Source organism: Streptomyces sp. NPDC001709 (genome assembly GCF_053596375.1).
In genome coordinates this window covers 104,034-126,945 of sequence record NZ_JBSFGB010000028.1, presented here as the reverse complement: position 1 = coordinate 126,945, position 22,912 = coordinate 104,034, and the positions used below count along the sequence as shown (strand labels likewise).

General features: G+C 73.1%; 23 protein-coding genes and 4 pseudogenes. 12 read left to right on the top strand and 15 right to left on the bottom strand.

Annotated elements, in window-relative coordinates; genetic code table 11:
• Positions 1 to 161: 161 nt before the first annotated feature.
• The 4 genes from ACWC0C_RS33605 to ACWC0C_RS33590 all read left to right on the top strand — a co-directional run bounded on the left by ACWC0C_RS33605 (position 162) and on the right by ACWC0C_RS33590 (position 3,345).
• The gene (locus ACWC0C_RS33605; protein ID WP_450867889.1) at positions 162 to 647 is read left to right on the top strand and encodes a MarR family winged helix-turn-helix transcriptional regulator; all 486 of its coding nucleotides are present in this window, start codon (positions 162 to 164) and stop codon (positions 645 to 647) included.
• Positions 648 to 919: 272 nt separating this feature from the next.
• Complete coding sequence (locus ACWC0C_RS33600; protein WP_450867903.1) at positions 920 to 1,810, top strand: ABC transporter ATP-binding protein; 891 nt, start codon at positions 920 to 922, stop codon at positions 1,808 to 1,810.
• Positions 1,770 to 2,630: an ABC transporter permease gene (locus ACWC0C_RS33595; protein WP_450867887.1), complete on the top strand. Its 861-nt coding sequence runs from the start codon at positions 1,770 to 1,772 to the stop codon at positions 2,628 to 2,630. The genes ACWC0C_RS33600 and ACWC0C_RS33595 overlap by 41 nt, the downstream gene beginning before the upstream one ends.
• A 190-nt stretch (positions 2,631 to 2,820) precedes the next feature.
• Complete coding sequence (locus ACWC0C_RS33590) at positions 2,821 to 3,345, top strand: hypothetical protein (RefSeq protein WP_450867885.1); 525 nt, start codon at positions 2,821 to 2,823, stop codon at positions 3,343 to 3,345.
• A gap of 246 nt (positions 3,346 to 3,591) precedes the next feature.
• Here the strand turns inward: ACWC0C_RS33590 and hemC are convergent, their stop codons facing one another.
• The 3 genes and pseudogenes from hemC to ACWC0C_RS33575 all read right to left on the bottom strand — a co-directional run bounded on the left by hemC (position 3,592) and on the right by ACWC0C_RS33575 (position 6,993).
• On the bottom strand, positions 3,592 to 4,533 hold the full coding sequence (gene hemC / locus ACWC0C_RS33585; RefSeq protein WP_449201504.1) for a hydroxymethylbilane synthase: 942 nt from the start codon (positions 4,531 to 4,533) through the stop codon (positions 3,592 to 3,594).
• Between the two features lie 42 nt (positions 4,534 to 4,575).
• A complete protein-coding gene (locus ACWC0C_RS33580) occupies positions 4,576 to 5,532 on the bottom strand; it encodes an ATP-dependent DNA ligase (protein WP_450867901.1) in 957 nt (318 codons plus the stop codon).
• Between the two features lie 262 nt (positions 5,533 to 5,794).
• Positions 5,795 to 6,993, bottom strand: a pseudogene (locus ACWC0C_RS33575) (MFS transporter).
• 141 nt (positions 6,994 to 7,134) lie between these two features.
• Between ACWC0C_RS33575 and ACWC0C_RS33570 the strand changes: the two are divergent.
• A complete protein-coding gene (locus tag ACWC0C_RS33570) occupies positions 7,135 to 7,785 on the top strand; it encodes a TetR/AcrR family transcriptional regulator (protein ID WP_449201503.1) in 651 nt (216 codons plus the stop codon).
• Positions 7,786 to 7,850: 65 nt separating this feature from the next.
• Here ACWC0C_RS33570 and glpK read toward each other — a convergent pair whose 3' ends face one another.
• Both glpK and ACWC0C_RS33560 read right to left on the bottom strand, forming a co-directional pair.
• Positions 7,851 to 9,365 carry a glycerol kinase GlpK gene (gene glpK, locus ACWC0C_RS33565; protein ID WP_450867883.1) on the bottom strand — a complete coding sequence of 505 codons (1,515 nt, stop codon included), beginning with the start codon at positions 9,363 to 9,365 and terminating at the stop codon, positions 7,851 to 7,853.
• Between the two features lie 44 nt (positions 9,366 to 9,409).
• On the bottom strand, positions 9,410 to 10,177 hold the full coding sequence (locus ACWC0C_RS33560) for an IclR family transcriptional regulator (RefSeq protein ID WP_449201501.1): 768 nt from the start codon (positions 10,175 to 10,177) through the stop codon (positions 9,410 to 9,412).
• Between the two features lie 177 nt (positions 10,178 to 10,354).
• Between ACWC0C_RS33560 and ACWC0C_RS33555 the strand changes: the two genes are divergently transcribed.
• Positions 10,355 to 10,780 carry an ATP-binding protein gene (locus tag ACWC0C_RS33555; RefSeq protein ID WP_449201500.1) on the top strand — a complete coding sequence of 142 codons (426 nt, stop codon included), beginning with the start codon at positions 10,355 to 10,357 and terminating at the stop codon, positions 10,778 to 10,780.
• Here the strand turns inward: ACWC0C_RS33555 and ACWC0C_RS33550 are convergent.
• From ACWC0C_RS33550 to ACWC0C_RS33540, 3 genes are all read right to left on the bottom strand, one after another.
• Entirely contained in the window at positions 10,777 to 11,982 is a 1,206-nt protein-coding gene (locus tag ACWC0C_RS33550; RefSeq protein ID WP_450867881.1) for a PP2C family protein-serine/threonine phosphatase, read from the bottom strand. The two genes, ACWC0C_RS33555 and ACWC0C_RS33550, sit on opposite strands and share 4 nt — an antisense overlap.
• Before the next feature lie 99 nt (positions 11,983 to 12,081).
• Positions 12,082 to 12,846: an IclR family transcriptional regulator gene (locus ACWC0C_RS33545; RefSeq protein WP_450867879.1), complete on the bottom strand. Its 765-nt coding sequence runs from the start codon at positions 12,844 to 12,846 to the stop codon at positions 12,082 to 12,084.
• A 104-nt stretch (positions 12,847 to 12,950) separates the two neighbouring features.
• Positions 12,951 to 13,763, bottom strand: a complete 813-nt coding sequence (locus ACWC0C_RS33540; RefSeq protein WP_450867899.1) for an EamA family transporter — start codon at positions 13,761 to 13,763, stop codon at positions 12,951 to 12,953.
• 152 nt (positions 13,764 to 13,915) lie between these two features.
• On the opposite strand from ACWC0C_RS33540, the gene ACWC0C_RS33535 reads away from it, so the two are divergent.
• Positions 13,916 to 14,773, top strand: coding sequence for a LysR family transcriptional regulator (locus ACWC0C_RS33535; protein ID WP_450867877.1), 858 nt, complete (start codon positions 13,916 to 13,918; stop codon positions 14,771 to 14,773).
• A 161-nt stretch (positions 14,774 to 14,934) separates the two neighbouring features.
• Here the strand turns inward: ACWC0C_RS33535 and ACWC0C_RS33530 are convergent, their stop codons facing one another.
• The 3 genes from ACWC0C_RS33530 to ACWC0C_RS33520 form a co-directional block, all read right to left on the bottom strand.
• Positions 14,935 to 15,720, bottom strand: coding sequence for an XRE family transcriptional regulator (locus ACWC0C_RS33530; protein WP_450867875.1), 786 nt, complete (start codon positions 15,718 to 15,720; stop codon positions 14,935 to 14,937).
• 187 nt (positions 15,721 to 15,907) lie between these two features.
• Entirely contained in the window at positions 15,908 to 16,537 is a 630-nt protein-coding gene (locus ACWC0C_RS33525) for a hypothetical protein (RefSeq protein WP_449201495.1), read from the bottom strand.
• A 179-nt stretch (positions 16,538 to 16,716) separates the two neighbouring features.
• Positions 16,717 to 17,004 carry a putative quinol monooxygenase gene (locus ACWC0C_RS33520; RefSeq protein WP_450867873.1) on the bottom strand — a complete coding sequence of 96 codons (288 nt, stop codon included), beginning with the start codon at positions 17,002 to 17,004 and terminating at the stop codon, positions 16,717 to 16,719.
• Between the two features lie 70 nt (positions 17,005 to 17,074).
• Between ACWC0C_RS33520 and ACWC0C_RS33515 the strand changes: the two genes are divergently transcribed.
• The 4 genes and pseudogenes from ACWC0C_RS33515 to ACWC0C_RS33500 all read left to right on the top strand — a co-directional run.
• Positions 17,075 to 17,509: a MarR family winged helix-turn-helix transcriptional regulator gene (locus tag ACWC0C_RS33515; protein ID WP_450867872.1), complete on the top strand. Its 435-nt coding sequence runs from the start codon at positions 17,075 to 17,077 to the stop codon at positions 17,507 to 17,509.
• 175 nt (positions 17,510 to 17,684) lie between these two features.
• Complete coding sequence (locus ACWC0C_RS33510) at positions 17,685 to 17,915, top strand: hypothetical protein (RefSeq protein WP_450867870.1); 231 nt, start codon at positions 17,685 to 17,687, stop codon at positions 17,913 to 17,915.
• Positions 17,912 to 18,379, top strand: a complete 468-nt coding sequence (locus ACWC0C_RS33505) for a peroxiredoxin (RefSeq protein ID WP_450867868.1) — start codon at positions 17,912 to 17,914, stop codon at positions 18,377 to 18,379. Before ACWC0C_RS33510 ends, ACWC0C_RS33505 begins: the two co-directional genes overlap by 4 nt.
• A gap of 99 nt (positions 18,380 to 18,478) precedes the next feature.
• A pseudogene (locus ACWC0C_RS33500) lies at positions 18,479 to 18,905 on the top strand (ATP-binding protein); the annotation flags it as partial.
• Between the two features lie 28 nt (positions 18,906 to 18,933).
• Here the strand turns inward: ACWC0C_RS33500 and ligD are convergent.
• From ligD to ACWC0C_RS33480, 4 genes and pseudogenes are all read right to left on the bottom strand, one after another.
• Positions 18,934 to 19,925 (bottom strand): annotated as a pseudogene (gene ligD / locus ACWC0C_RS33495) (non-homologous end-joining DNA ligase); the annotation flags it as partial.
• Between the two features lie 6 nt (positions 19,926 to 19,931).
• Positions 19,932 to 20,540: a DNA polymerase ligase N-terminal domain-containing protein gene (locus ACWC0C_RS33490; RefSeq protein WP_449201489.1), complete on the bottom strand. Its 609-nt coding sequence runs from the start codon at positions 20,538 to 20,540 to the stop codon at positions 19,932 to 19,934.
• A 57-nt stretch (positions 20,541 to 20,597) separates the two neighbouring features.
• Entirely contained in the window at positions 20,598 to 21,461 is an 864-nt protein-coding gene (locus ACWC0C_RS33485; protein WP_450867867.1) for an oxidoreductase, read from the bottom strand.
• 169 nt (positions 21,462 to 21,630) lie between these two features.
• Positions 21,631 to 21,738: pseudogene (locus ACWC0C_RS33480) on the bottom strand (carbohydrate ABC transporter permease); the annotation flags it as partial.
• Between the two features lie 86 nt (positions 21,739 to 21,824).
• Between ACWC0C_RS33480 and ACWC0C_RS33475 the strand changes: the two are divergent.
• Complete coding sequence (locus ACWC0C_RS33475; RefSeq protein ID WP_450867865.1) at positions 21,825 to 22,799, top strand: TauD/TfdA dioxygenase family protein; 975 nt, start codon at positions 21,825 to 21,827, stop codon at positions 22,797 to 22,799.
• Positions 22,800 to 22,912: the final 113 nt, after the last annotated feature.

Genomic DNA, 22,912 nt, shown 5'->3' with positions numbered 1-22,912 from the left:
CAGGGCCGGGTCCCACGGACGTGCCTCCGGTCCGAAGCACTGTCTTACCTTTTCCCGCCGCCGTACATAGCAAAACAAATAACCGCAAACCGGATGCGGCCGAGCAGGTATTGACGCCTCCCGACAGGAATTACCTCTGTGTCAGAGGTAATCTCTCCGGTGTGGAACCCGAGACGGCGCGGCGAGCGGCAACGGAGTCCGAGACCTTCCCGGAGGAGCTGGCGGACGCGCTGGTGCGCATTCAGCGGCTGATCCGGCGGCGGCTGCGCGACGGGCTGAGCGTGCCCCGGTTGCGCGGTGCCGAGGTGGAGCTGCTACGGCTGGTCGAGTCCCGGCCCGGCATCGGTATCTCGGACGCGGCCAGGGAGCTGCACCTGGCGGGCAACTCCGTGTCGACCCTGGTCAACCAGCTCGTCCGGGGCGGACACCTGGTCCGCGGGACCGACCCCGCCGACCGGCGCGCGGCCCGGCTGCAGCTGACCGCGTCCGCCGAGAAACGGCTCGCCGACTGGCAGCGGCGCCGGGCCGAGCTGGTCGGCCGGCAGCTGTCCCGGCTGGACGACACCGACCGCGCGGCCCTGCACGCGGCCCTTCCGGCGCTGCACAAGCTGGCCGCCGCTCTGTACGAGGAGGCCGGGGAAGCATGACGAAGGCCGACGATCACGACGGAGGTCCGGACACCATGACGAAGGACACCCCCGCCGCCCCCGACCCCACCACCGGCACCCCCGAGGGGACCAGCGCACCGACCGAGGCCGCCGACACGGCCGCGCCCCCCGGCGCGTCCCCGCCGGGCGCGGGCACCGCCGACGAGGGGGCGGACGCATCTGCCGCGGCTGGGGGCACCGCTGAAGCGGTCGGCCCGTCTGTCGAGGCCGCCACGGCGCCCACCGATGCCGTCACGGTGCCCGCCGGAGCCATCGGCACCGCAGGAACCGCCGGCGCTTGCGCCGAAGGCGTCGCCGCCGCGGACGGGGGCACTGCTGGTGCCCCCGAAGCCGTCAGCTGTACCCGGCTTGCCTACGCCTTCGGGGACACCCATGCCGTCGACGAGCTCGACCTGGCTGTTCGGGAGGGGGAGGTGTTCGGGCTGCTCGGGCCCAACGGGGCCGGGAAGACCACCGCCATCCGCTGTATCACCACCCTGCTGCCCGTCCCCGCCGGAATGGTCCGCGTCTTCGGGCACGATGCCACCAGGGAGCGCATGGCGGTGCGCCGGCTGCTCGGCTACGTGCCGCAGCAGCTTTCCGCCGACAGCGGGCTCACCGGCCGCGAGAACGTCGCCCTCTTCGCCCGCGTCTTCGACGTGCCCCGCCGCGAGCGCGCCGAACGGGTCGGCCAGGCGCTGGCCGCCGTCGGACTCGCCGATGCCGCCGACCGGCTCGCCGGGACCTACTCCGGCGGTATGGTACGCCGCCTGGAGCTGGCCCAGGCGCTGGTCAGCGCGCCTCGGCTGCTGATCCTCGACGAGCCGACCATCGGGCTCGACCCGATCGCCCGCACCGGCGTCTGGGACCACATCAACGCCGTCCGCGCGGCGACCGGCATGACCGTCCTCGTCACCACCCACTACATGGACGAGGCCGACCAGTACTGCGACCGGGTCGGCCTGATGCACCGCGGCCGCATCCGCGCCCTCGGCACCCCGGCAGAGCTGCGCTACGGCCTCGCCGAACGCCGGGACGCCGACACCCTGCCCACGCTGGAGGACGTCTTCCGCGACGTCGCCGGCAGCGGCCTCGACGACAACTCCGGAGGAGGTTTCCGCGATGTCCGCAGCACCCGCCGCACCGCGCGCCGCGTCGGCTGACCGCACCCCCGACGACCACATCGCCCTGCTGCTCCGCCCGCCCGTCCCGCGCGCCGGCTGGCGACTGCTGCCCGCCCGGGTCGCCGCCATGTGCGCCGTGGAGCTGCAGAAACTGCGGCACGACCGCACCGAGCTGTACACCCGCGCGGTCCAGCCCGCCCTGTGGCTGCTGATCTTCGGCCAGACCTTCACCCGGATACGGGCGATCCCCACCGGCGGAGTGCCGTACATCGACTTCATGGCGCCCGGCATCATCGCCCAGTCCGCCATGTTCATCGCGATCTTCTACGGCATCCAGATCATCTGGGAGCGCGACGCGGGCATCCTGAACAAGCTCCTCGTCACCCCGACCCCGCGCTCGGCACTGATCACCGGCAAGGCGTTCGCCGCCGGGGTGAAGTCGCTGGTGCAGGCGGTCGTGGTGATCGTGATCGCCGCCGTGCTCGGCGTGGCCCTGACCTGGAACCCGCTGAAGCTGCTCGGCGTCGCCGCCGCGGTAGTCCTCGCCTCCGTCTTCTTCTCCTGTCTGTCGATGACCATCGCGGGCATCGTCCTCAGCCGCGACCGGCTGATGGGCTTCGGGCAGGCGATCACCATGCCGCTGTTCTTCGCCTCCAACGCCCTCTACCCCGTCTCGGTGATGCCGGGCTGGCTGCAGGCCGTCGGCAAGGTCAACCCGCTCAGCTATCAAGTCGACGCCCTGCGTGGTCTTCTGCTCGGCACGCACGCGCATCTCGGCACCGACTTCGCCGTCCTTGCGGTGGCCGCCGCGCTCGGCATCACCGCGGCCTCCGCACTGCTCGGCCGGCTGGCGCGATGATCTTGCCGCGGACGTGATGTGCGGCACGCACCCGTACCCCCGCCGAAAGCGCCGCGAACGCATCCTTCCTGGGCAGCGCTTGATCAGCGATCAAAGCGGGCGAACCCCCTGGCCACAGCGCATTCTGCTCATTTGACAGTGCACTCAGCCCACAGATAAACAGCAGCTCTCGGAGGTCGAGAGGGGCACTGTGTACGAGCCGAACGTGGTCGGGGACTGGCACGAGTACGACGAGCATGCCGGTCTGCGGGTCCGCGTCCACCGTCTGGAGGCGGCCGAGCCGCCGCGCGGACGCGACGACGCCGCCGCCGGGCTGACGTACTTCAGTGTCCGGGTGACGGTCGAGAACCGCGGTGCGCGGCACTACGGCATCCACCTGGAGGACGGTCAGATCGACGTCCGGGTCGGCCCCGACGGCGAGGGCGCGTTCATCGACTGGCGCAACTCCCAGTTCGTCGAGGGCTTCGACGTCTACCCGCTGCGCCGGGCCACCGCCGTGCTCTTCGCCGCCGCCCCCGAGGCCGCCCTGACCCACGTGGACGTGCAGGTGCAGCTGCGGGTGGACGAGGAGTGGTGCGACCGCCGGCTGTGGACGGGTGGTATCGGCGTCCTGGAGGCGGCCCCGGCGACCGCCCCCACGGCTGCCGGGCAGGGCAGCCTGGCCCACCAGGTCAGCGTCTTCCTGAGGGATCAGACGGAGCCCGGCTCCGCCTGACGCGGTCGAACGGCGCACGAGCCGCGGCTGCGCGCACTCCCCGGAGACGTGCCCTCAGCCGCGTCGCCGAACCGCCCACGTGGCTCATCCCCACGCTCGGCTCCGCTCGCGCCGGGGGACCCCATCGCGGGTGACCCCCATCGCGGGGGACCCCCTTCGGGGGCGCTCCCGGCGCCTGGCGACCGCGCGCACCGGACGCCGCCGGGCACGCCCCACGGGCGGACGACGGGTATGTGACGGCAGACCCTAGTGCGGAATGCCGTCGATGATCTCCCGCGCGCCCTGTCGCAGCAGCGCCACCGCGACCGAGGTGCCGAGGGTGGCCGGATCCAGTCGGCCCGCCCACTCGTGGGCGTTCAGCCGGGTCTTGCCGTCGGGAGTGAACACACAGGCCCGCAGGGACAGTTCCCCGCTGCGGTCCACGCGCGCGTAGCCGGCGATCGGGCTGTTGCAGTGGCCCTGCAGCACATGCAGGAACATCCGCTCCGCCGTCGCCTCGCGGTGCGTGTCCGGGTCGCCGAGTCCGCTGACGGCGTCGATCAGACCGGCGTCGTCCTCCCGGCACTGCAGAGCGAGGATGCCCGCGCCGATCGGCGGCATCATCGCCTCCGCCGACAGCACCTCGCTGATCACGTCCGTCCGGCCGATCCGCTCCAGACCGGACACCGCCAGCAGCAGCGCGTCCGCGTCCCCGGCGGCCAGTTTCTCCAGCCGGCGATTGGCGTTGCCGCGGAACGGCACACACTCCAGGTGCGGGTGCGTGGCAGCCAGTTGGGCCACCCGGCGCACCGAGGAGGTGCCGATCCGGGTGCCGGCCGGCAGCTCGTCCAGGGTGAGCCCGCCCGGGTGGATCAGCGCGTCCCGGATGTCGTCCCGCTTCAGGAACGCGGCGAACACGGTCCCGGCGGGCAGCGGCCGGTCGGCGGGCACGTCCTTGACGCAGTGCACCGCGAGATCGGCCTCCCCGGCCAGCAGGGCCGCGTCCACCTCCTTGGTGAACGCCCCCTTGCCCTCGACCTTGGACAGATCGCCGAGCCACTTGTCGCCGGTGGTCTTCACCGGAACCACCTCGGTGCGCACACCCGGGTGCAGCACGGCCAACTCGGCTCGGACCCGCTCGACTTGGGCCAAGGCCATGGGGGAGTCGCGGGAGACGATACGGATCAGTTCGGGAACCGGCATGCGCACACGATAGACCCCATGACCGGAGCCGGGCTCGACAGTCCGGTCTCACCCGAGGCCCTCGGGCAGGTCCGCCGCCGACTCCTCCGGCGGCAGATCCGGGCGCAGCCGCAGCCACGACGGCTGGCGGAGCAGCCCGGCCCGGGTACGGGTGCTGTAGCCGACCTCTCCCACCAGCCGGGGCAGCACCCAGCGGGCCTGCGGGATCCGGGGCGCGGGTTCGAAGGGGCACCGGTCGCTCGCGGCGGCCTCCAGCAGCCGGGCCAGTTCGGTCCGCTCGGCTTCACTCCATCCGGTGCCCACCCCGCCGACGTACCGCAGCCGGCCGCGCGCGTCGCGCTGACCGACCAGCAGAGCGCCGGGCAGCCCGCTCAACCGTCCCTTGCCCGGCAGCCAGCCGCCGACGATCACGTCCTCGGCGCGCCAGTTCCGGATCTTGATCCAGGCTCGGGAGCGCACCCCGGGCTCGTACACCGAGTCCAGCCGTTTGCACACCAGGCCCTCCAGGCCGTGCTCCCGGGTCGCCGCGAGCGCCTCGGCGCCATGTCCGGTCACGGCACCCGGCGTCGACCAGTACGGCCCGGCCAGGCCCAGCTCCGTCAGCCGGGCCCGCCGCCGTACGTACGGCAGTCGTAGCAGCGACTCCTCGAGGTACGGCACGTCGAACAGCACCAGATGCACCGGCACCTGCGCGGCCCGGCGCGCCGCCCGCGCGGGGGCGTGCGTGAGGCCCATCCGGCTCTGCAGCAACTGGAAGTCGGCCCGCCCCTGTTCGTCCAGGGCCAGTACCTCGCCGTCCAGCACGGCAGGCGTGGCGCCGATCGCGCCGCCGAGCGGCCGCAGTTCGGGATAGGCCGCGGTGATGTCCTCCCCCGAGCGGGCGCGTAGCAGCACGCTGCCGTCGCCGGGCAGATAGACCATCGCCCGCTGCCCGTCCTGCTTGGTCTCGTACGCCCACCGCTCGTCCTGCGCGGCGGGCGGCAGCGTGCCGGGAGTGGCGAGCATCGGCGCGATGAGCGGCAGGGGTACGGCGGTCACGGCTGAAGACCTCGACCACACCCGGCGCCGTCACGCCCCTTTCACCGCGGGTTCCCCTGAACGGCGCCCGCGCCGGCTCCGCGCGCCGGGGACCGTCCGTCGCGGGTGTGTGGCCTCTCCAGCGCGGCTACACACCCCCAGCCGCCTCAGCCGGCCGTCTCCGGTGCCGGGGCCTGGGAGGCCGGAAGCGGGCGCGGGGCGTGAAGGGACCGCGGCGGGGGCTGCGGCCTCAGCGTTGGCTGAGTACCGGGGTCGTATCGGGCGGGCCGAGAGTGGACACCCGCCGGATGCCGACACCGCCGCGCGCGGCCCGGGCCTGTCCGCACAGCCCTGTCCCCGGCGCCCCCGCCCCCGCCGATCTCAACCGACCGTCTCCGCCGAAGGCCAGGAGCGCCGCGCCCGCGCCGATCGCCATGACGACCCTGAAGCCGTTCTCGGACGGCAGCGCGTGGCCACCGAGGCTGATCGTCAGCTGCGCCAGGACCACCCCGGCGACGGCGCTGGCCACCGACGTGCCGATGGACCGCATCAGCGTGTTGAGGCTGTTCGCCGCGGCCGTCTCCGACGGCGGTACCGCCCCCATGATTAGGGCCGGCATGGCGCCGTAGGCGAAGCCGACGCCCGCGCCGATGACGCAGGACGCCAGGATCAGCTGCCAGACCTCGCTCATCATCACGATGTCGAGCCCGTAAACGGCGGCGACGATCACCGCTCCGATCATCAGCGTGATCTTCGGGCCCCAAGCCCTGGTGATCAGGGCGGACACGGGCGCCATGGCCATCATCACCAGGCCCTGTGGGGCCATGACGAGACCCACGGTGAGCATGGACCTGCCGAGGACCGTGGTGCGCAGGTCCACCAGCGGCGCGGCCGTGCGCAGTTCGAAGAAGCCCCAGGCCACCAGGACCACGACGGCGAGCGCGAGCAGACCCAGGGTGGTGCCGCTGCCCCAGCCCCAGTCGGCGCCCTTGGATACGGCGAGCAGCAGCGAGACGAGTCCGACGGCCATGCCGAGCGCCCCGACCAGGTCGAACCGGCCACCGGTGCGCACGCTCGACTCCGGCACCTGGTCAGTACGAGCGCGAAGGCCACGACGCCGAGCGAGGCCCTCATCAGCGCGGTCGAGCCGGCCAGCCGCTCCGGCGGCAACCGATGCCGAGCGGCACCACGGCCGCTGCGAGCCCCTGGAGGGCACGGCCGGTGATCATCGGGACCAGCGCGTCGCTGAGCGCGCACACCACCGAACCGGCCACCAGCAGCAGGCGCCGCTTGCCGAACATGTCGCCGAGCCGTCCCGCCACCGGAGTGGCGACCGCGGCGGCCAGCAGCGTGGCCGTGACCGCCCAGGGCCAGCACCGCGACCACGGCACCCGGCCGCGACGCAACGGATCTGCCGGCCTCGGCGGGGCGGGCGGGAGCGTCGGACATGAGAAAGGGAACCTTCCCGGATGGGGCGGGCGCGCGCCGTACGCTTCTTCGGCTGGACCTCGCCGCCCCGGGCGGGGGCCCGGGGCGGCGCGCGGGACTGGCCGCCCCGGGGCGGAGCGCAGTCCCGGAGCGGTGGTGAGCATGGCGCGCAGAACGGCGCGGGCCGAACAGGTGAACGCGACGCGGGAAGCGATCCTGACCGCGGCGGAACGGCTGTTCGCCGAGCACGGCGTCTACGCCGTCTCCAACCGCCAGGTCAGCGAGGCCGCCGGCCAGGGCAACAACGCGGCGGTCGGCTACCACTTCGGCACCAAGGCCGACCTGGTCCGCGCGGTGGCCCGACGGCACGCCGAGCGCATCGAGGTGCTCAGGGAGCGGGCCCTCGTCGCGGCCGACGACTCCACCGACGTACGCGACTGGGTCCAGTGCCTGGTGCGACCGGTCACCGAGCACCTGGCCGGGCTCGGCAGCCCCACCTGGTACGCCCGGTTCTGCGCCCAGGTCATGACCGACCCGGCGCTGCACGAGATCATGGTCGAGGAGTCCATGGCCTCGCCGGCGCTGCGGCAGGCGATCGAGGGCCTGAACCGCACCCTGCCGGAGCTGCCGCCCGAGGTCCGCGCCGAACGCGGCCAGATGGTCCGCCTGTTGATCCTGCACACCTGCGCGGAGCGGGAACGGTCCCTCGCCGAGGGCACCCCGCCCCCGCGCACCACCTGGGCGGAGGCGGCCACCGGCCTCGTGGACGCGATCCTGGGTCTGTGGCTGGCCCCGGTCGGGCCTGCGCGCTGAGTTTCATTCATCAAAGGTCACCACGACCTGCCGTCCAGCGCTGTCTGCTTCCCGCCGGTTCGGCGTCAGGGAGATCGCGGCGGTCTGACCCACCCCAGCGACCGTTCCACGGCTCGCTGCCAGTTGTCGTACTCCGACTCGCGCAGCTCGGGGTCCATGTCCGGCAGCCACTGGCCGGCCCGGTGCCAGTTGCGGCGCAGCACTTCCAGATCGGGCCAGTAGCCCGCGGCGAGCCCGGCCGCGTAGGCGGCGCCCAGTGAGACCGTCTCGGCGACCATGGGCCGTACCACGGGCACGCCGAGCACGTCGGCCACGAACTGCATGAGCAGGTTGTCCGCGGTCATGCCCCCGTCCACCTTGAGCTGCCGAAGGGGGACCGAGGAGTCGGCGTTCATGGCGTCGACGACCTCCCGGGTCTGCCATCCGGTGGCTTCCAGGACGGCACGCGCCAGGTGGCCCTTGGTGATGTACGAGGTGAGGCCGACGATGACCCCGCGTGCGTCGCTGCGCCAGCGGGGCGCGAACAGACCCGAGAACGCGGGGACGATGTAGCAGCCGCCGTTGTCCTCGACCGTCCGCGCGAGGGTCTCGATCTCCGGGGCGGTGTTGATCAGCCCCAGGCGGTCCCGGAACCACTGGACGAGGGCACCGGTGACGGCTATCGACCCTTCCAGGGCGTAGGCCGGCCGCTGGTCCCCGATCTTGTACGCGACGGTCGTGAGGAGCCCGTGCCGGGACCGCACCAGCTCGCTGCCGGTGTTGAGGAGCAGGAAGCTGCCCGTTCCGTAGGTGCACTTCGCCTCGCCCGGGGAGAAGCAGGTCTGGCCGAAGAGGGCGGCCTGCTGGTCGCCGAGGGCGGCCGTGATCGAGACCCCGGGCAGCAGCGAGCGGGCTTCGCCGTACGTCTCCGCGGACGACCGGATCTCGGGCAGCATCACGCGGGGTACCCCGAAGAAGGCCAGCAGCTCGTCGTCCCAGGTGAGCGTGCGGATGTTCATCAGCATGGTGCGGCTGGCGTTGGTGGCGTCGGTGATGTGCAGGCCGCTGTCGGCGCCCCCGGTGAGATGCCAGATCAACCAGCTCTCCATCGTTCCGAACAGCACCTCGCCGTCCTTGGCGCGCTGTTCGACCCCCTTGACGTGGTCGAACAGCCACCGGATCCGCAGCGCGGAGAAGTAGGTCGAGGGCGGCAGGGCACACCGCTCCAGGAAGAACGCCTCTCCGGGGCGCTGCCTGAGGTCCTCGACGAGCGGCGCCGTGCGGGTGTCCTGCCAGACGATCGCCCGGCCCAGCGGGGCGCCGGTCCGCCGGTCCCAGAGCACCGTCGTCTCGCGCTGGTTGGCCAGGCCGATGGCGATGACCTGCCCCCTGTCGACACCGGCCGCGGAGAGCGCCTCGGGCACGATGTGCCGCAGGTTGTGCCATATCTCCATGGCGTCGTGCTCGACCCAGCCGGGCCTGGGGAAGTGCTGCTGGTGCTCCTTCTGCGCGACCGAGACCAGCCGCCCCCGGTGGTCGAACAGGATGCATCGGGTCGAGTTGGTGCCCTGATCGATGGACATTACGTACCGTTCAGCCATGATCGGGTCTGCCTTCCGACGGATCGAGGGGCGGCTGTCCTGGCCTACCAGCGGGCGGCTCCCAGGTCCCTGGAGATCGCCCGTGCGGCTTCACGGATCAGCGTGACCAGACTCGGGCGGGGGTGGCCGTGGCTGTCGCAGATCCGTTCGACCGGCCCGGACAGCCCGATGGCGCCGACGACGAGGCCGCCGTGCCCGCGGATCGGCGCGGCGAGTCCGGCCTCGCCCATGCTCATCTCCTGGATCTCGGCGGCCCATCCGACCTCCCTGACCTCCGCGAGCGCCCGGGCGAGCTGCTGGGGATCGACCAGGGTGTGCCGGGTGTACGCCTCCAGCTCCCGCCCTTGGGCCGGCTCGACGCTCGCGGTGCCGTACGCCAGCAGTACCTTGCCGAGCGAGGACGCGTGCAGCGGCAGCAGGGAGCCCACGTCCAGGGTCTGGAAGGTGTCGTCGGGCCGGAACACGTGGTGGACGACGAGGACGCTGCCCTCCAGGGGGGTGCCCAGGCGTACTGCCTCCCCGCTGCGGGCGGCCAGGGCATCGGCCCAGTTGAGCGAGCGCGAGCGCAGCTCGTTGACGTCGAGGTAGCTGGTACCGAGGTGCAGCAGGGCGGCCCCGAGCTGGTACTTTCCGGTCGCCGCGTCCTGCTCCACGAAGTCCACGTGCTGGAGCGTGCGCAGAATGCCGTGGGCGGTGCCCTTCGCCAGCCCGAGCGAGGCCGCCACCTCGCCGAGACCGAGTCGGCGGGGCCCGCCGGCGAGCAGACGCAGAATCGCCGCCGCCCGTTCGATCGACTGGACTGGGCCGGCCATGAAGCGAGCCTATTACCCGCACGGACGCCGTGCCCGTGGGGCGGCGGTGGGGCAGCGTTCGGTAATGCCGACCGCCGTTCATTGACCGGCCCGATTTGTCTCCCTAGCGTGCATGCGAGCCCGTAACGCGCCGATGTCACGGCGCTGGACCGGCCCGTACACACACCGGGAGAGAACATGGCGGCACAGCTCAAGACGCTGCTTCAGGCGGCATACGACCACGTGTGTCCGGTGCCGCCCGCCGCCGGCGCCGTCTCGGCGGTACGCCGTCGTGCGGCGGCTGTCCTCACCGACTGGAGCGTGTGCCCGCACCTCGTGGAGGACGCACTGCTCGTGGTGTCGGAGCTTGTCACCAACGCGATCCTGCACGCCCGGCCCCCGGCCGTGCTCCGGCTGTCGTGGGTGCGGGGCGAGACCGGCTCCACCTTGCGCGTCGAGGTCACCGACGCGGGACCCAGGCTTCCGCTGGGCGGGTCCCTCGCCGGGATCGACCCCGACGAGCACGGCAGGGGCGAGACGATCGTCCACGCCCTGGCCACCAGCCATGGCATACGCGCCCACCTCCAGGGGGTCACCCGGTGGGCGGAACTCCTCGCGCCTTAGAGTGCGGCCCCGTTCCGTCCCTGGAGCGCGGCCTCGTAGCGTGACGGCACGCCCGCCGGCTCGTCCACGGTCGTCTTCCGGAGCAGGAGCAGGGCGGCGTCGTCGTGCAGCCGGCCGCCCACATGCGTCAGCAGTTCGTCATGGAGCGCGGTGAGGGTGCGCGCCGGCTCCTCGCACACATGGCGGGCCACCCCTTCGGCCAGCGGATAGAAGGAACGCGCGTGATCGCGGGCCTCCGTGACCCCGTCGGTGTAGAGCAGCAGCTGGTCTCCCACCGCGAAGGGCAGCCGCTGCAGGCGGGGAGCCTGGCCCGAGAGGGCGCGCAGCCCGAGCGGCGGAGCGGGATGGGCCGGTTCCACCGCCGCGACCTCTCCGGAGGCGGATATCAGCAGCGGCGGCGCATGTCCGCAGTTGACGATCTCCAGGTGTCCCGACCCGGAGTGCCCGGCGACCACGGCGGTGACGAAGTCGTCGGGACCGAGGTTGCGCGCCAGGCTCCGCTCGATCCTCGCGACGACGTCGAGCAGATCGGGCTCGTCATGGGCGGCCTCGCGGAACACCCCGAGCACGAGCGCGGCCGTTCCCACGGCGGGCAGTCCCTTGCCGCGCACGTCACCGACGATCAGCCTGATGCCGTAGGGCGTGGTCACCAGGGCGTAGAGGTCCCCGCCGATCCGCGCCTCCGCCGCCGCGGCGCTGTAGCGGACGGCCACCTGGAACGGGCCGACGGTGTTCGGGACGGGCTGGAGCAGGGCGTGCTGAGCGGCCTCCGCGACCGAGCGGACGGCGGCGAGGACCCGCTCGCGACGGCCACGCAGCGCGCTGGCCAGGCCGCTCGCTGCGGTGACGGCCAGCAGGGCGGACACCACGGGCGCCGGCTCGCGCGCGGGGGCCGCGTGCCCGATGGCCAGCGCCATGCCCATCGCCACGGCGAGGAGCCCGACGCAGACCACACCACGCGGCCCGTTGGTGGAGGCCGCCAGCGCGGGTCCGGCCGCCAGCAGCGGCAACCAGGGCATCCCCGCCCCGGCGGCGATGTCCAGGAGCGCGACGACGGCGAGGACCAGAACCGGCAGCAGGGGCATTGCCGCGGCCAGCCGCCCGGCGGCAGGCCGGTGGCCCGATCGCCGGGCGTCGGCCACACGGTTCCTGAACAGCCGCATCGGCGCGTGGGCGCCGCCATGGTGTCGGGCCTGGAGCATGTCTGGTCCGCAGTCCTCGCCGGTAGGGGGTTGCTCACCCGGAATGTCCGTTTCGTCAATGAAACGGGCTGGGCGAGGACAGCCACAAGAAGCGGAATTTCAGATAGTGAGCGAGAGGCTCCTGGTCACTCGGCTCGCGACCGGAAGCAGTCGTGCCCGGATCTCCGGGAGCCGGGCCCGCCGCTCCGCCGGCAGGGAGACGCCGAGCGAGCCGAGCGTGTTCCCGCAGTAGACGGGCACGGCGACGCACACGGTGCCGAGCGCGTACTCCTCCATGTCCGTGACGGCCGGCGCCAAGGGGGGTGCCGCGATCCTGCGGAGCAGCTCCGGAAGACTGGTGATCGTCCGCGGTGTGAGTTCGGGCAGGTGGTGCCTGGACAGATAGTCCCGGCGGGCCTCCTCGTCCAGCTCGCGCAGCACGGACTTGCCCAGTGCGGTGGCATGTCCGGCATCCTCGAAACCCACCCAGAGATCCACCCGGGGCATGCGGGGGCTGTCCACGATCTCGGCCACCCTGATCTCGCCCTCCTCGTAGAACGTGAGGTAGGTGGCGGCGGACAGCTCGTCCCGCAGGGCGGCCAGCGTCGGGCGCACGCGGCTGAGCAGTGTCTGCGCGCGGCCCGCGCCCACCGTATGCAGGGTGTTCAGCTTGTCGCCCAGGACGAAGCCGCCGTCGTCCAGCTTTCGCACGTATCCGTCGTGCACGAGGGTGCGCAGCAGGTGATAGGCGGTGGCCAGGGGCAGGTCCGTCTCGCGTGCCAGCTGTTTCGCCGGCGCGCCGTTCTCGTGCGCGCTCACCGCCTCCAGCAGCCGGAAGGCCCGCTGCACGGACGTGATGAGCGTGGGGCCGTCCTGAGCACCCATAGACCCAGACTGCGCCGGGCGACCGACCCGGGCAAGAGCGGGGTCAGCTGCGGGGGCCTGGCCCCCCGCAGCTGACCCGGCATGGGCGACTGTGCCTGCCGTCCTCAGCGGTGCGCGCTCGCGATGCTGACCGCGTTCGCGGCCACCACCGCCCCGATCCCCGCCCACTCCGGCAGGCCCAGGCTCTGCCCCAGCACCACCCAGCCCACCACGGCCGCCAGCACCGGGTTGACGCTCATGAACAGTCCGAAGGTCTGGGCCGGCACCTTGCGCAGGGTGAGCAGATCGGTGAGGTACGGCACGGCCGACGACAGCACGCCCGCCGCCACCGCGCACAGCACGGCGCCGGTCGTCGGCGGATGCCGTACGGCGACGACGAGCCCGATCGGCAGGAAGGTCAGCGCGGACACGCAGGCGGCCGCCGCCGTCCCCTGCGCCCCCGGGATGCGCCGCCCGACGACCCGGTTGAGCAGGATGTACGAGGCCCAGCAGCACGCGGCCACCAGGCCCAGGCCCATCCCCAGGTAGTCGGCGGACGGCTGGGGGCGCATCAGCACCACGACTCCGGCCGCCGCCAGTACCGCGCACCCTGCGTCCAGCCGGCGGCGCGAGGCGGCGAGCGCGATGGTGAGCGGGCCCAGGAACTCCAGCGTCACCGCCAGCCCGAGGCCGACCCGGTCGATCGCGCTGTACAGGGTCAGGTTCATGGTGCCGAAGACCCCGGCGAGCAGCAGCACCGGCCACCACTGCCGCCAGGTGAAGCCGCGCAGGCGCGGTCGGCCCACAGCCACGAGGACGAGCGCGGCGACGTACTGGCGTACCGCCACCACCCCGAGCGGACCGAGGACCGGGAAGGCGAGCGAGCCGATCGCCGCGCCGGTCTGATTGGAAAGGCCGCTGCCGAACATGGCCGCCACCCCGGTCAGCCGCCTGGGCGCGGGGTTCCGGACCGCAGCGGATACGGGCACCGTCACCGCGGGATGTCGCAGAGCTCGTCGCATGAGAGGAGGGTCCGGCCGTCCGGGACTTGCGCAAAATGCATGGGCCTCCGCATCTATACGCTGAGCGTATGGATGAGATCGAGCTTCGGCAGCTGCGCTGTCTCGTCGCCATCGTCGACGAGGGCACCTTCACCGACGCGGCGATCGCCCTGGGGGTGTCCCAGGCGGCCGTGTCCCGCACCCTGGCGGGGCTCGAACGGTCCCTCGGGGTACGGCTGTTGCGGCGCACCTCGCGCGAGGTGACCCCGACGGCGACCGGGCTGCGGGTGGTGACGCAGGCCCGGCGGGTGCTGGCGGACGTCGCCGACCTGGTCCAGGAGGCCGCCTCGGGGCACACCCGGCTGCGCATCGGCTACGCCTGGTCGGCGGTCGGCCGCCACACCGTCGCCTTCCAGCGGCGCTGGACCGCCGCCCACCCCGGGACCGATCTGCATCTCGTCCGCGTCAACACGGCCTCCGCCGGTCTCGGTGAAGGCGCCTGCGATCTCGCGGTGGTGCGCAGGCCGCTGGAGGACCGGCGGTTCGACGCGGCCATCGTCGGCCTGGAGCGGCGCCTGTGCGCGCTGGCCGCCGACGATCCGCTGGCCCGGCGCCGGTCCGTCCGGCTCGCCGAGCTCACCAGCCGGATCCTCTGGGTCGACCGGCGCACCGGGACCACCACCCCCGAGCTGTGGCCGCCGGACTCCCGTCCCGCCGTCCAGGAGACGCACGACGTCGACGACTGGCTCACCGTCATCGCCGCCGGACGCGGCATCGGTGTCACCGCGGAGTCGACCGCCAACCAGTACCCGAGACCCGGCATCGTCTACCGGCCGGTGCGCGACGCCGAGCCCGTCGCCGTACGGCTCGCCTGGTGGCGCGACGACCCGCACCCGGCCCTCCAAGCGGTCCTCGAACTGCTCAGCGAGCTGTACCGCACGGGCTGAGCGGCCCGACGAGCGAGCCGGCAGCGGCCAAAAACGCACACAAAATTGTCGACATGCCGGAGTCGCTCAGCTTCAAAAGCTCGTCACCGCCGGCTCACCGGCCGCCGCGCAGGGCGCCGCACGCTGCCTCCGGGTGCGGCGCCGTGCCCGTGTCCCGTCGTTCACCCCCGCCCGTCGGGTTCGACGTCCAGGCCCGTGCAGGCCAGTTCCCCGCCGGCCTCGGCACACGCCTCCACGCCCCGCGGCGAGGACACCGACAGCATCGGGCTGCTGTCCCCGGTGGAGTCGTCCGCCGGATAACCGGCCGAGAGCACGTCCTGGCCGGCCCGCACCGACACCTCGCGGGCCTTGGGGGAGCGCAGCCGTACCTCGGACCAGGCGGTCCCGCAGGACGGCGAGTAGCGCAGCCGGAGCGTGTAGGCGGGGTCGGTGACCGTGCTCGCGGTCCGCGCGTCCCGGGCGCACACCGAGGTGTCGGGCAACTCGCCCTGGCAGGACCGGCCGTGACAGCGGGGCACCGTCGACAGGGGCTGTGCGGCGGGCGCGGTGCCCGGCCGCGCGGACAGGGCGACGGCGGCGACCACCGCCGTCGCCGTACCGCACAGCGCCAGTACGGACAGCGGGAACCAGGGCGCACGCCGGGACGGGATCCGCCCGAACCACCGCGTTCGGCCGGGCTTCTCGGGCGCGGTCGGGGGCGGGGGGACGCCGGCCGCGTCCCACAGCGCCAGTACGTCGTCGGGTTCGGTGCCGGCGAGCCGGCACAGCGCCTCCACGGCCGGCCTCGGCGGCGGTGTGCCGCCGGACAGATAGCGGTGCCACGCGGACTTGCTGTACGGGGTGCGTGCGGCCAGCGCCGCGAGGCTCAGCCCCGTACGGTCCTTCAGCTCGCGCAGTCCCACCGTCAGTGCCTCGTCCGGCGTGGTCGGTGCTTGAGGGTGCCGCATCGCGCGTCCTCGACTCCCTTTCCGCTATGGGCGGTTTCGCCCCTGTTGCCGGAATAGCTTCCCTGGAGTGCGGCGACTGCAACACCCGGTGAGGTAGGAGGAAGGTGAGGCACGGACGCACCGAAGGCCCGTTCGGGGGTCGTCGAACGGGCCTTCGGCAGCTGGGTGGTGCGGCGGTGGTCCGCCGTCAGCACCAGGGGAGGGTGCGGCTGGCGCGGATGTAGTGGGCCGAGACATAGCCCGCGTGGTGCGGCAGCCGGTACCAGGTGCGGTTTCCGTGCACCCAGGAGCCGCGCGTCCTGCAGGTGAGTGCCAGTGTCCGGTGGGCGTACCGGTGGCCGATCACCCGGTAGCCGGTGCCCGGGCCGGAGCGGACGTTGAGCGGGGCGTGGTGCGTGGCGACAACGCCGGTGAGCGGCGGGACGTGACGGTACGTCATCAGCTGGGCCGCCAGGCGGTACCGCAGGTGGTACGGCGCGGCGTGCAGGGCGAGGCGGTAGGCCGCCGTCTGCGGCAGGAAGTGGTACGCCGCCCGCTGGGCCGTCAGCCGGTGGTTCCGGTGCACGCGGCGCACGTGGTGCGTGCGGAGGTGGACGCGGTGGTGCCGGCGGTGCGTGGCGTACCTGCGGTGCTGGGCGCGCCGACCGCTGCGGTGGGTGCGGTGCTCGGCGTGGTGGGTGGTGTGGCGCTGGGTGGTGGCACTGGGTACCGGCTGCGGGGTGGCGGCGCTCGCCGCGGTGGCGCCGGCCGCCGTGGGCAGGAGCGCGAGCACCGCGACCGCGGCCAGCAGACCGCTCTTGAGAGTCCGTCGGATCATGGCAACCTCCGGCTGTCGTTCTCGTGACCACGAGCAGTGATCACGACAGCCAGCGTTTCCGCGCCCGTCCGCCTCGATGCCGTGCCGGTGTCCCCGGGGACGGCCGGGACGTCCCGCGGGACGGGCGCCGGCACCGCAGGCCAGGCCACCTGGGCGGCGCCCACAGCGTCCGCGGCGGGTCAGAACGTCTCGGCGAAGGTGATGGTCCGCTCCTTCAGCAGCGGGAACACCGTTCCCCGGATCAGTTCCGCGAAGTGCTCCGTCTCCTTGTGCGACTCGAAGCCGGCGCGGTCGGTGTAGCGCTCGTACAACAGGAACGCTCCCGGACGATCGACGATCTCGTGCGCCTCGTAGGCGAGGTTCGCGGGTTCCGACGGGACCAGTTCGCGCATCTTGCGCAGGGCGTCGCGCACGGTGTCCGCGTCGGCGGGGGAGCACTGGTACTGGGCGACGACGGCGAAGGCCATGGAATTCCTCCGGTGTTCGAAACGGCGGTGGACTCGCCGATTCCAGCACGCCCGCGCCGAAGGGCGGCCTGTGCGACACGCAGCCGATGTCCGCGGACGGCCGACGGGACGAGGGGAGGTCGTCGACGCGGTGGCCCTGCTGCGGCAGATCGCCGACTCCGAGCCGCTGCGGCCGGGGGGGGGGCTGGCGCAGCGCCTCGGCGTGGAGGCCTCACATGTGACACGGACCGTGCAGCAGCTGCAGAAGGCCGGATACGTCACGCGTGTGCCGGACCCCGTCGACCGGCGCGCCCAGCGCATCCGGCTCACCGACGCGGGCCGGCGGGCCGTCGACCGGATCCGCGAGGCCGGGGCCCGGGGCATGCAGCTCGCCCTCGCCGGCTGGCGGCCCGAGGACCTGCGGCAGATGGCGGCCCTCTTCCACCGCATGGTCGACGACTTCCTCGCCTACACGATCGACGAGGATTCCGGCCGGGAGGCCGACGACACGGTCACCACGGCCTGACGACCGGCGCCCATTGCGGCAACGGGCCACCCGCCGCACCTACCATCCAGTAATATCCGGCGGCAGGCCATCACAGGAGGAACCGTGCCCCGGTGCGAACGCTCGCCCCTGCCGCTCGCCGGCCTGCCGGCCGCGGCCGGGGTCGCCCAGGGCAGGGACGTACGGCAGCGGGATCGTGGAGCCGGCGCCGGCCGCAGGGGCCGCGGCGCCCCGGACACGCGCGGTCGCCGCGAAGGCGGCCACGGCCTTCTGCGTCGGGATCGTCCCGGCGAACGTGCGGATGACCGTGGACCGGCGGCACCGGCCCGCACCGCTGCGCACGGCCGCAATCGCACGGCTGCCCCTGCACCTGCCGCTGGAGCTGTGGGCCCGGGGAGTCGCCCGGAACGAGGAAGGACGGTCATGACGGAACGCATCGAGGTCGGGGACAAGGCCGAGGACTTCGCCCTGCCCGACGAGACCGGCACCGTCCGCCGGCTCACCGAGCTGCTGGCCGACGGGCCGGTGGTCCTCTTCTTCTACCCGGCCGCCCTCACCCCCGGCTGCACCGCCGAGGCCTGTCACTTCCGTGACCTCGCCGCCGAGTTCGCCGCCGCCGGCGCCCGGCCCGTCGGCATCAGCGGCGACAGCGTCGACAAACAGCAGGAGTTCGCCGGGCGGCACGGGCTCGGCATGCCGCTGCTCTCCGACGCCGACGGCACGGTCCGTGAGCGGTTCGGCGTCAAACGCGGGTTCTCCCTCGCCCCCACCAAGCGCGTCACGTTCGTGATCGCCCAGGACCGCACGGTGCTGGAGATCGTCCGCAGTGAGCTGCGCATGAACACCCACGCCGACCGGGCTCTCGCCGCCCTGCGCGCCCACAAAGGCTGAACCGCTCACGCCCCGGCGCCCGGCCTCTCACGAGCATGGCGCCGCCGTGGCGGTCATCGACGCGGACGACACGCTCGCCGCGCGGGCCGGCACCGTCGCCAGCCCGGCGACGACGTCGCCCTGCTCCTCGTGCGCACCCGCGCCCTCGGCACCGACCGGGTCGCCACCTGGGATGTCCCGCCCGACCCCGCCCAGGTCGCCGCCTTCCGGCAGGCGGTCGGCGAACAACCGGCCGCCTGGGGGCCGGACGACGCCGTCTTCGTGGCCGAACTCGTCGTCAGCGAACTCGTCACCAACGCCATCCGCTACGGGCGAACCGCCCATCCAGTTCCGGCTGATCCGCGACCGCGCCCTCATCTGCGAGTTCTCCGACGCCAGTTCCACCTCACCGCACCTGCGCCGGGCACACGCCTACGACGAGGGCGGCCGCGGACTGCTGCTGGTCGCCCAGCTCACCCAGCGCTGGGGCAGTCGGCAGACCGGCCGGAGCAAGACGATCTGGGCCGTGATCCGGGTGTGGCCGTGAGCGCGGGAATCAGGCCGCCGCGCGCTCCCCGGACCACGTCCCGTGGCCGCTTGTCCTCGCGCAGCCCCAGGAAGCGGGGGTGCCGCAGCATCCCGTCCCTGGTCCACTCGGTGAAGCCGATCTGCGCGACCAGCTCCGGCTTCACCCAGCCGGCGCGTGCCTCGCGCACGGCACCCGCGAAAGGCGAGGTGTCCCGGCGCATCCCGTCCAGCCGCTCGCGCAGGGCCAGCAGCGTCCGCCGGTCGAAACCGGTGCCGACCTTCCCGGCATAGCGCAGCCGGTCACCGTCGTAGTGGCCGAGGAGCAGCGCCCCCAACCCGACGCGGCTGCCCGCCGGTTCGGTGAAACCCCCGATCACGAACTCCTGTCCCTGTGCGCACTTGAGCTTCAGCCAGTCCGTGGACCGGCGCGTCCGGTACGGCCCGTCGGCCCGCTTGGCGATCAGCCCCTCCCAGCCCCGCCCGCACGCCTCGGCCAGCAACTCGGCGCCGCCCGCGTTGCGATGCGAAGTGAGCCGCAGCGGGGTGCGGAAGGTGAGCGCCCGGCGCAGCAGCGACTTGCGGACGCGCAACGGGAGTTGACGGGTGTCGCGGCCGTCCAGGCGCAGCAGGTCGAATGCGTAGTACGTCACCGCGACCCCGGACGCCTCGATGTCCCGGCGCCGGGTCAGCCCGATCCGCCGCTGCAGCCGGGCGAAGTCGGTACGGCCCCGGCAAACGCCACGACCTCGCCGTCCACCGTGAAGTCGGCGCACTCCTGTGCCGCGAGCGCCTCCACGATCTCCGGGTAGGTGTCGTTCAGCCGCTGACCCATGCGCGAGAGCAGCCGCACCCCGCCACCCTCACGCACCGCCAGCAGCCTGACCCCGTCCAGCTTCCGCTCGAACAGCCAGCCCTCGCCGAACTCCCGCCGGTCGCTGAGCGTGGCCAGCATCGGGGACGCGGCGAGCTCCGGGCCCGGCCGGGCCGGGCGCAGCAGCTCCCGCTGATCGGCCGGCAGCGCGTCGAGCAGCCCCGGCACCGCCGCTCACTCCCCGCCGTCGGCCGCCACCTGCGCCAGGGTGCGTCCGGTCCGCACCGAGCGGGCCCGCCGGGGATCCGGCGTGCCGTGCCCGGCCGACCGCGCCGGCCCCTTGCGCACCAGCAGCCAGGCCTCCTCTTCGCCCTCGCCACCGCGGAAGCGGGTCAGGGCGTACTCGCCGTGCAGTTTGCTGCCGTGCAGCCGGAACGTGGCATGCCCGCGCTCCAGCGACTCCGCGAAGTCCACCGGGTGCCCCTTGCGGTCGTGGCTGAGCGGCTCGTACGTGCCGTTGTCCCACACGATCACCGTGCCGCCGCCGTACTCGCCCCGCGGGATCACCCCTTCGAACTCCTCGTACTCCAGCGGATGGTCCTCGGTGGGCACGGCCATCCGCTTGTCCCCGGGATCCGTGGACGGGCCCTTGGGGACCGACCAGGACTTCAGGACGTCGTCGACCTGGAGCCGGAAGTCGAAGTGCATCCGGCTCGCGTCGTGGATCTGCACCACGAAATGGGGTTCGTCACCCGCGCCCCGGGGCTCCTGGCCCGACGGTTCCCGGGTCCGCTCGAAGTCACGCTTGCCGCGGTACGTCCGCAGCCGGTCCTCCGCTGCCACCTGCGGCTCCTTCCGTGCGTCCGCCTCACGGCCCCCGAGTACCCGGGACCAGGCCGTTCAGCCCGCGATGCCGTCCAGCTCGGCGACCGCGTCGTCCGGCAGCACCAGGGACGCGGCGGCGATGTTCTCCCGCAGGTGCTCCGGGGAGGAGGTGCCCGGGATGAGCCCGATGTTCGGCGAACGCCGCAGCAGCCAGGCCAGCGCCACCTGCTGCGGCGAGGCCTCCAGCCGGGTGGCCACCTTCGCCAGCGTCTCGGACTGCAGCGGGGTGAAGCCGCCGAGCGGGAAGTACGGCACGAAGGCGATGTTCTCGGCCGCCGTGCGCTCCACCAGGGCGTCGTCCTGCCGGTTGGCCAGGTTGTACAGGTTCTGCACCGTCACCACGGGCGCGATCGCAAGAGCCTCGTCCAGCTGCGCGGCCGTCACCGTGCTCAGCCCCAGGTGCCGGATCAGACCCCGCTCCCGCAGCTCGGCCAGCGCGCCGAACTGCTCGGCCAGGGAGTCCTCGTTCGGGGCGTCCACGCCACCCAGCCGCAGATTCACGACGTCCAGCGACTCCACGCAGAGGTTCCGCAGGTTGTCGTACACCTGCGCCTTCAGGTCCTCGGGATGCCGCGACAGGACCCAGCTGCCGTCGGCTCCCCGGCGGGCGCCGACCTTGGTGACGATGTGCAGCTCCTCGGGGTAGGGGTGCAGGGCCTCCCGGATGAGCTCGTTGACGACCACGGGCCCGTAGAAGTCGGCGGTGTCGATGTGCGTGACGCCCGCCTCCACCACCGCGCGCAGCACCGCCACGGCCCGGTCACGGTCCTTCGGCGGGCCGAAGACGTGCGGCCCGGCCAGCTGCATGGCGCCGTACCCGACGCGGGTCAGGGTCAGGCCGTCGGCCGGGGTGACGGTGCCGCCGAGCTGTGCAGTCATGTCGTACCTCTCAGGATGAAGCTCAGGATGTCCGGGCCACCGGTCCTCCCGGCCGCCTCGCTCCCCACCCTGCGCCCGCCGGACCCGCCGTGGCAGTACCCCCGCGATCCTGGGAGTGAGGGGGCCAGCCACCGCCACGCCGAGCGCGGCGCGGGACGCGGCGGGCGATCGCCGCCAGCGGTGCGTACACCGACCGGAAGATCCGCCAGCGCCCGACGCCGTCCAGCATCGCCGCCTCGCCGAGGTCCTTCGGCATGCCGAGGAAGTACTGACGCATCCACCGGCCATCCGGAAGTTCGCCGTGTGAGGCCCCGGATGCCACGATCTTCCGTGGAGCCGGTTCGGACGAGCACGGGAGCGCGCATGACGACACACAGGGCCGCCGCGGAGCAGACGGAGTGGGTCGAGGGCGTGGAGGTGCGGCCCGTCGCCGGGCACATCGGAGCCGAGATCACCGGCGTCGACCTGGCCGAGCCTCCGGCCGACGCGGTGGTGGCCCTGATCCGGCAGGCGGTGCTGCGCTGGAAGGTGGTGTTCTTCCGCGGGCAGGAACTGGACCACGCCGGGCATGTCGCCTTCGCCCGCCGCTTCGGCGAGCCGGTTGTGATGCCGCGCCGCGGGCCGCACTCGCCGCCGGACTTCCCGGAGGTCGAGACGACGGCCGACCGGCTGGAACTGGCAGGCCGCTACGGCATGGAACGCGACGAGTGGCTGCACCGCCGCCGGCACACCCTGCTGCGCGGCTGGCACTGCGACTACGGCACCCGTATCGACCCGCCCGCCGCGACCATCCTGCGCGCCGAGGCCGTACCGCCCTACGGCGGCGACACGACCTGGGCCAATCTGGCCGCAGCCTATGCTGGCCTTTCGGCGCCGGTCCGCGCCTTCGTGGACGGGCTGCGCGCCGAGCACCGGCTCGGCATGGGCTACCAGCCCCGGCCCGGAGACGACCCGTATGTCCGCCACCTGCTGGACCACCAGGTCGTCTCCCAGCACCCCCTGGTGCGGGTGCACCCGGAGACGGGGGAGCGGGTGCTGTTCGTCAACGGCTACTACGTGGAGGAGATCGTCGGCCTCTCCCGCCCGGAGAGCACGGCGATCCTTCAGATGCTGGTGGAGCAGGCGGTCCGCCCCGAGTACACGGTCCGCTTCCGCTGGGAGCCGGGCAGCGTCGCCTTCTGGGACAACCGGGCCACCATCCACCTCGCCCCGAGCGACCACACCCACGTCGGTTCTCCCCGGATCATGCACTGGGTGATGCTCCAGGGCGACGTGCCCGTGGGGGTGGATGGCAGGCCGTCGGAGGCGGTCGTGGGCACGGAACCGGGCCGCTGGTGAAACGGGCTCCGCGCGGCGGCCTGGGCGGGCGCCGGTGAATGGCGCGTGGGCGCCCGGCGCTCGGTTACCGGCGCCCGGTGGCCGGCGTCCGGTGACCGGTCCGTCGGATGGTG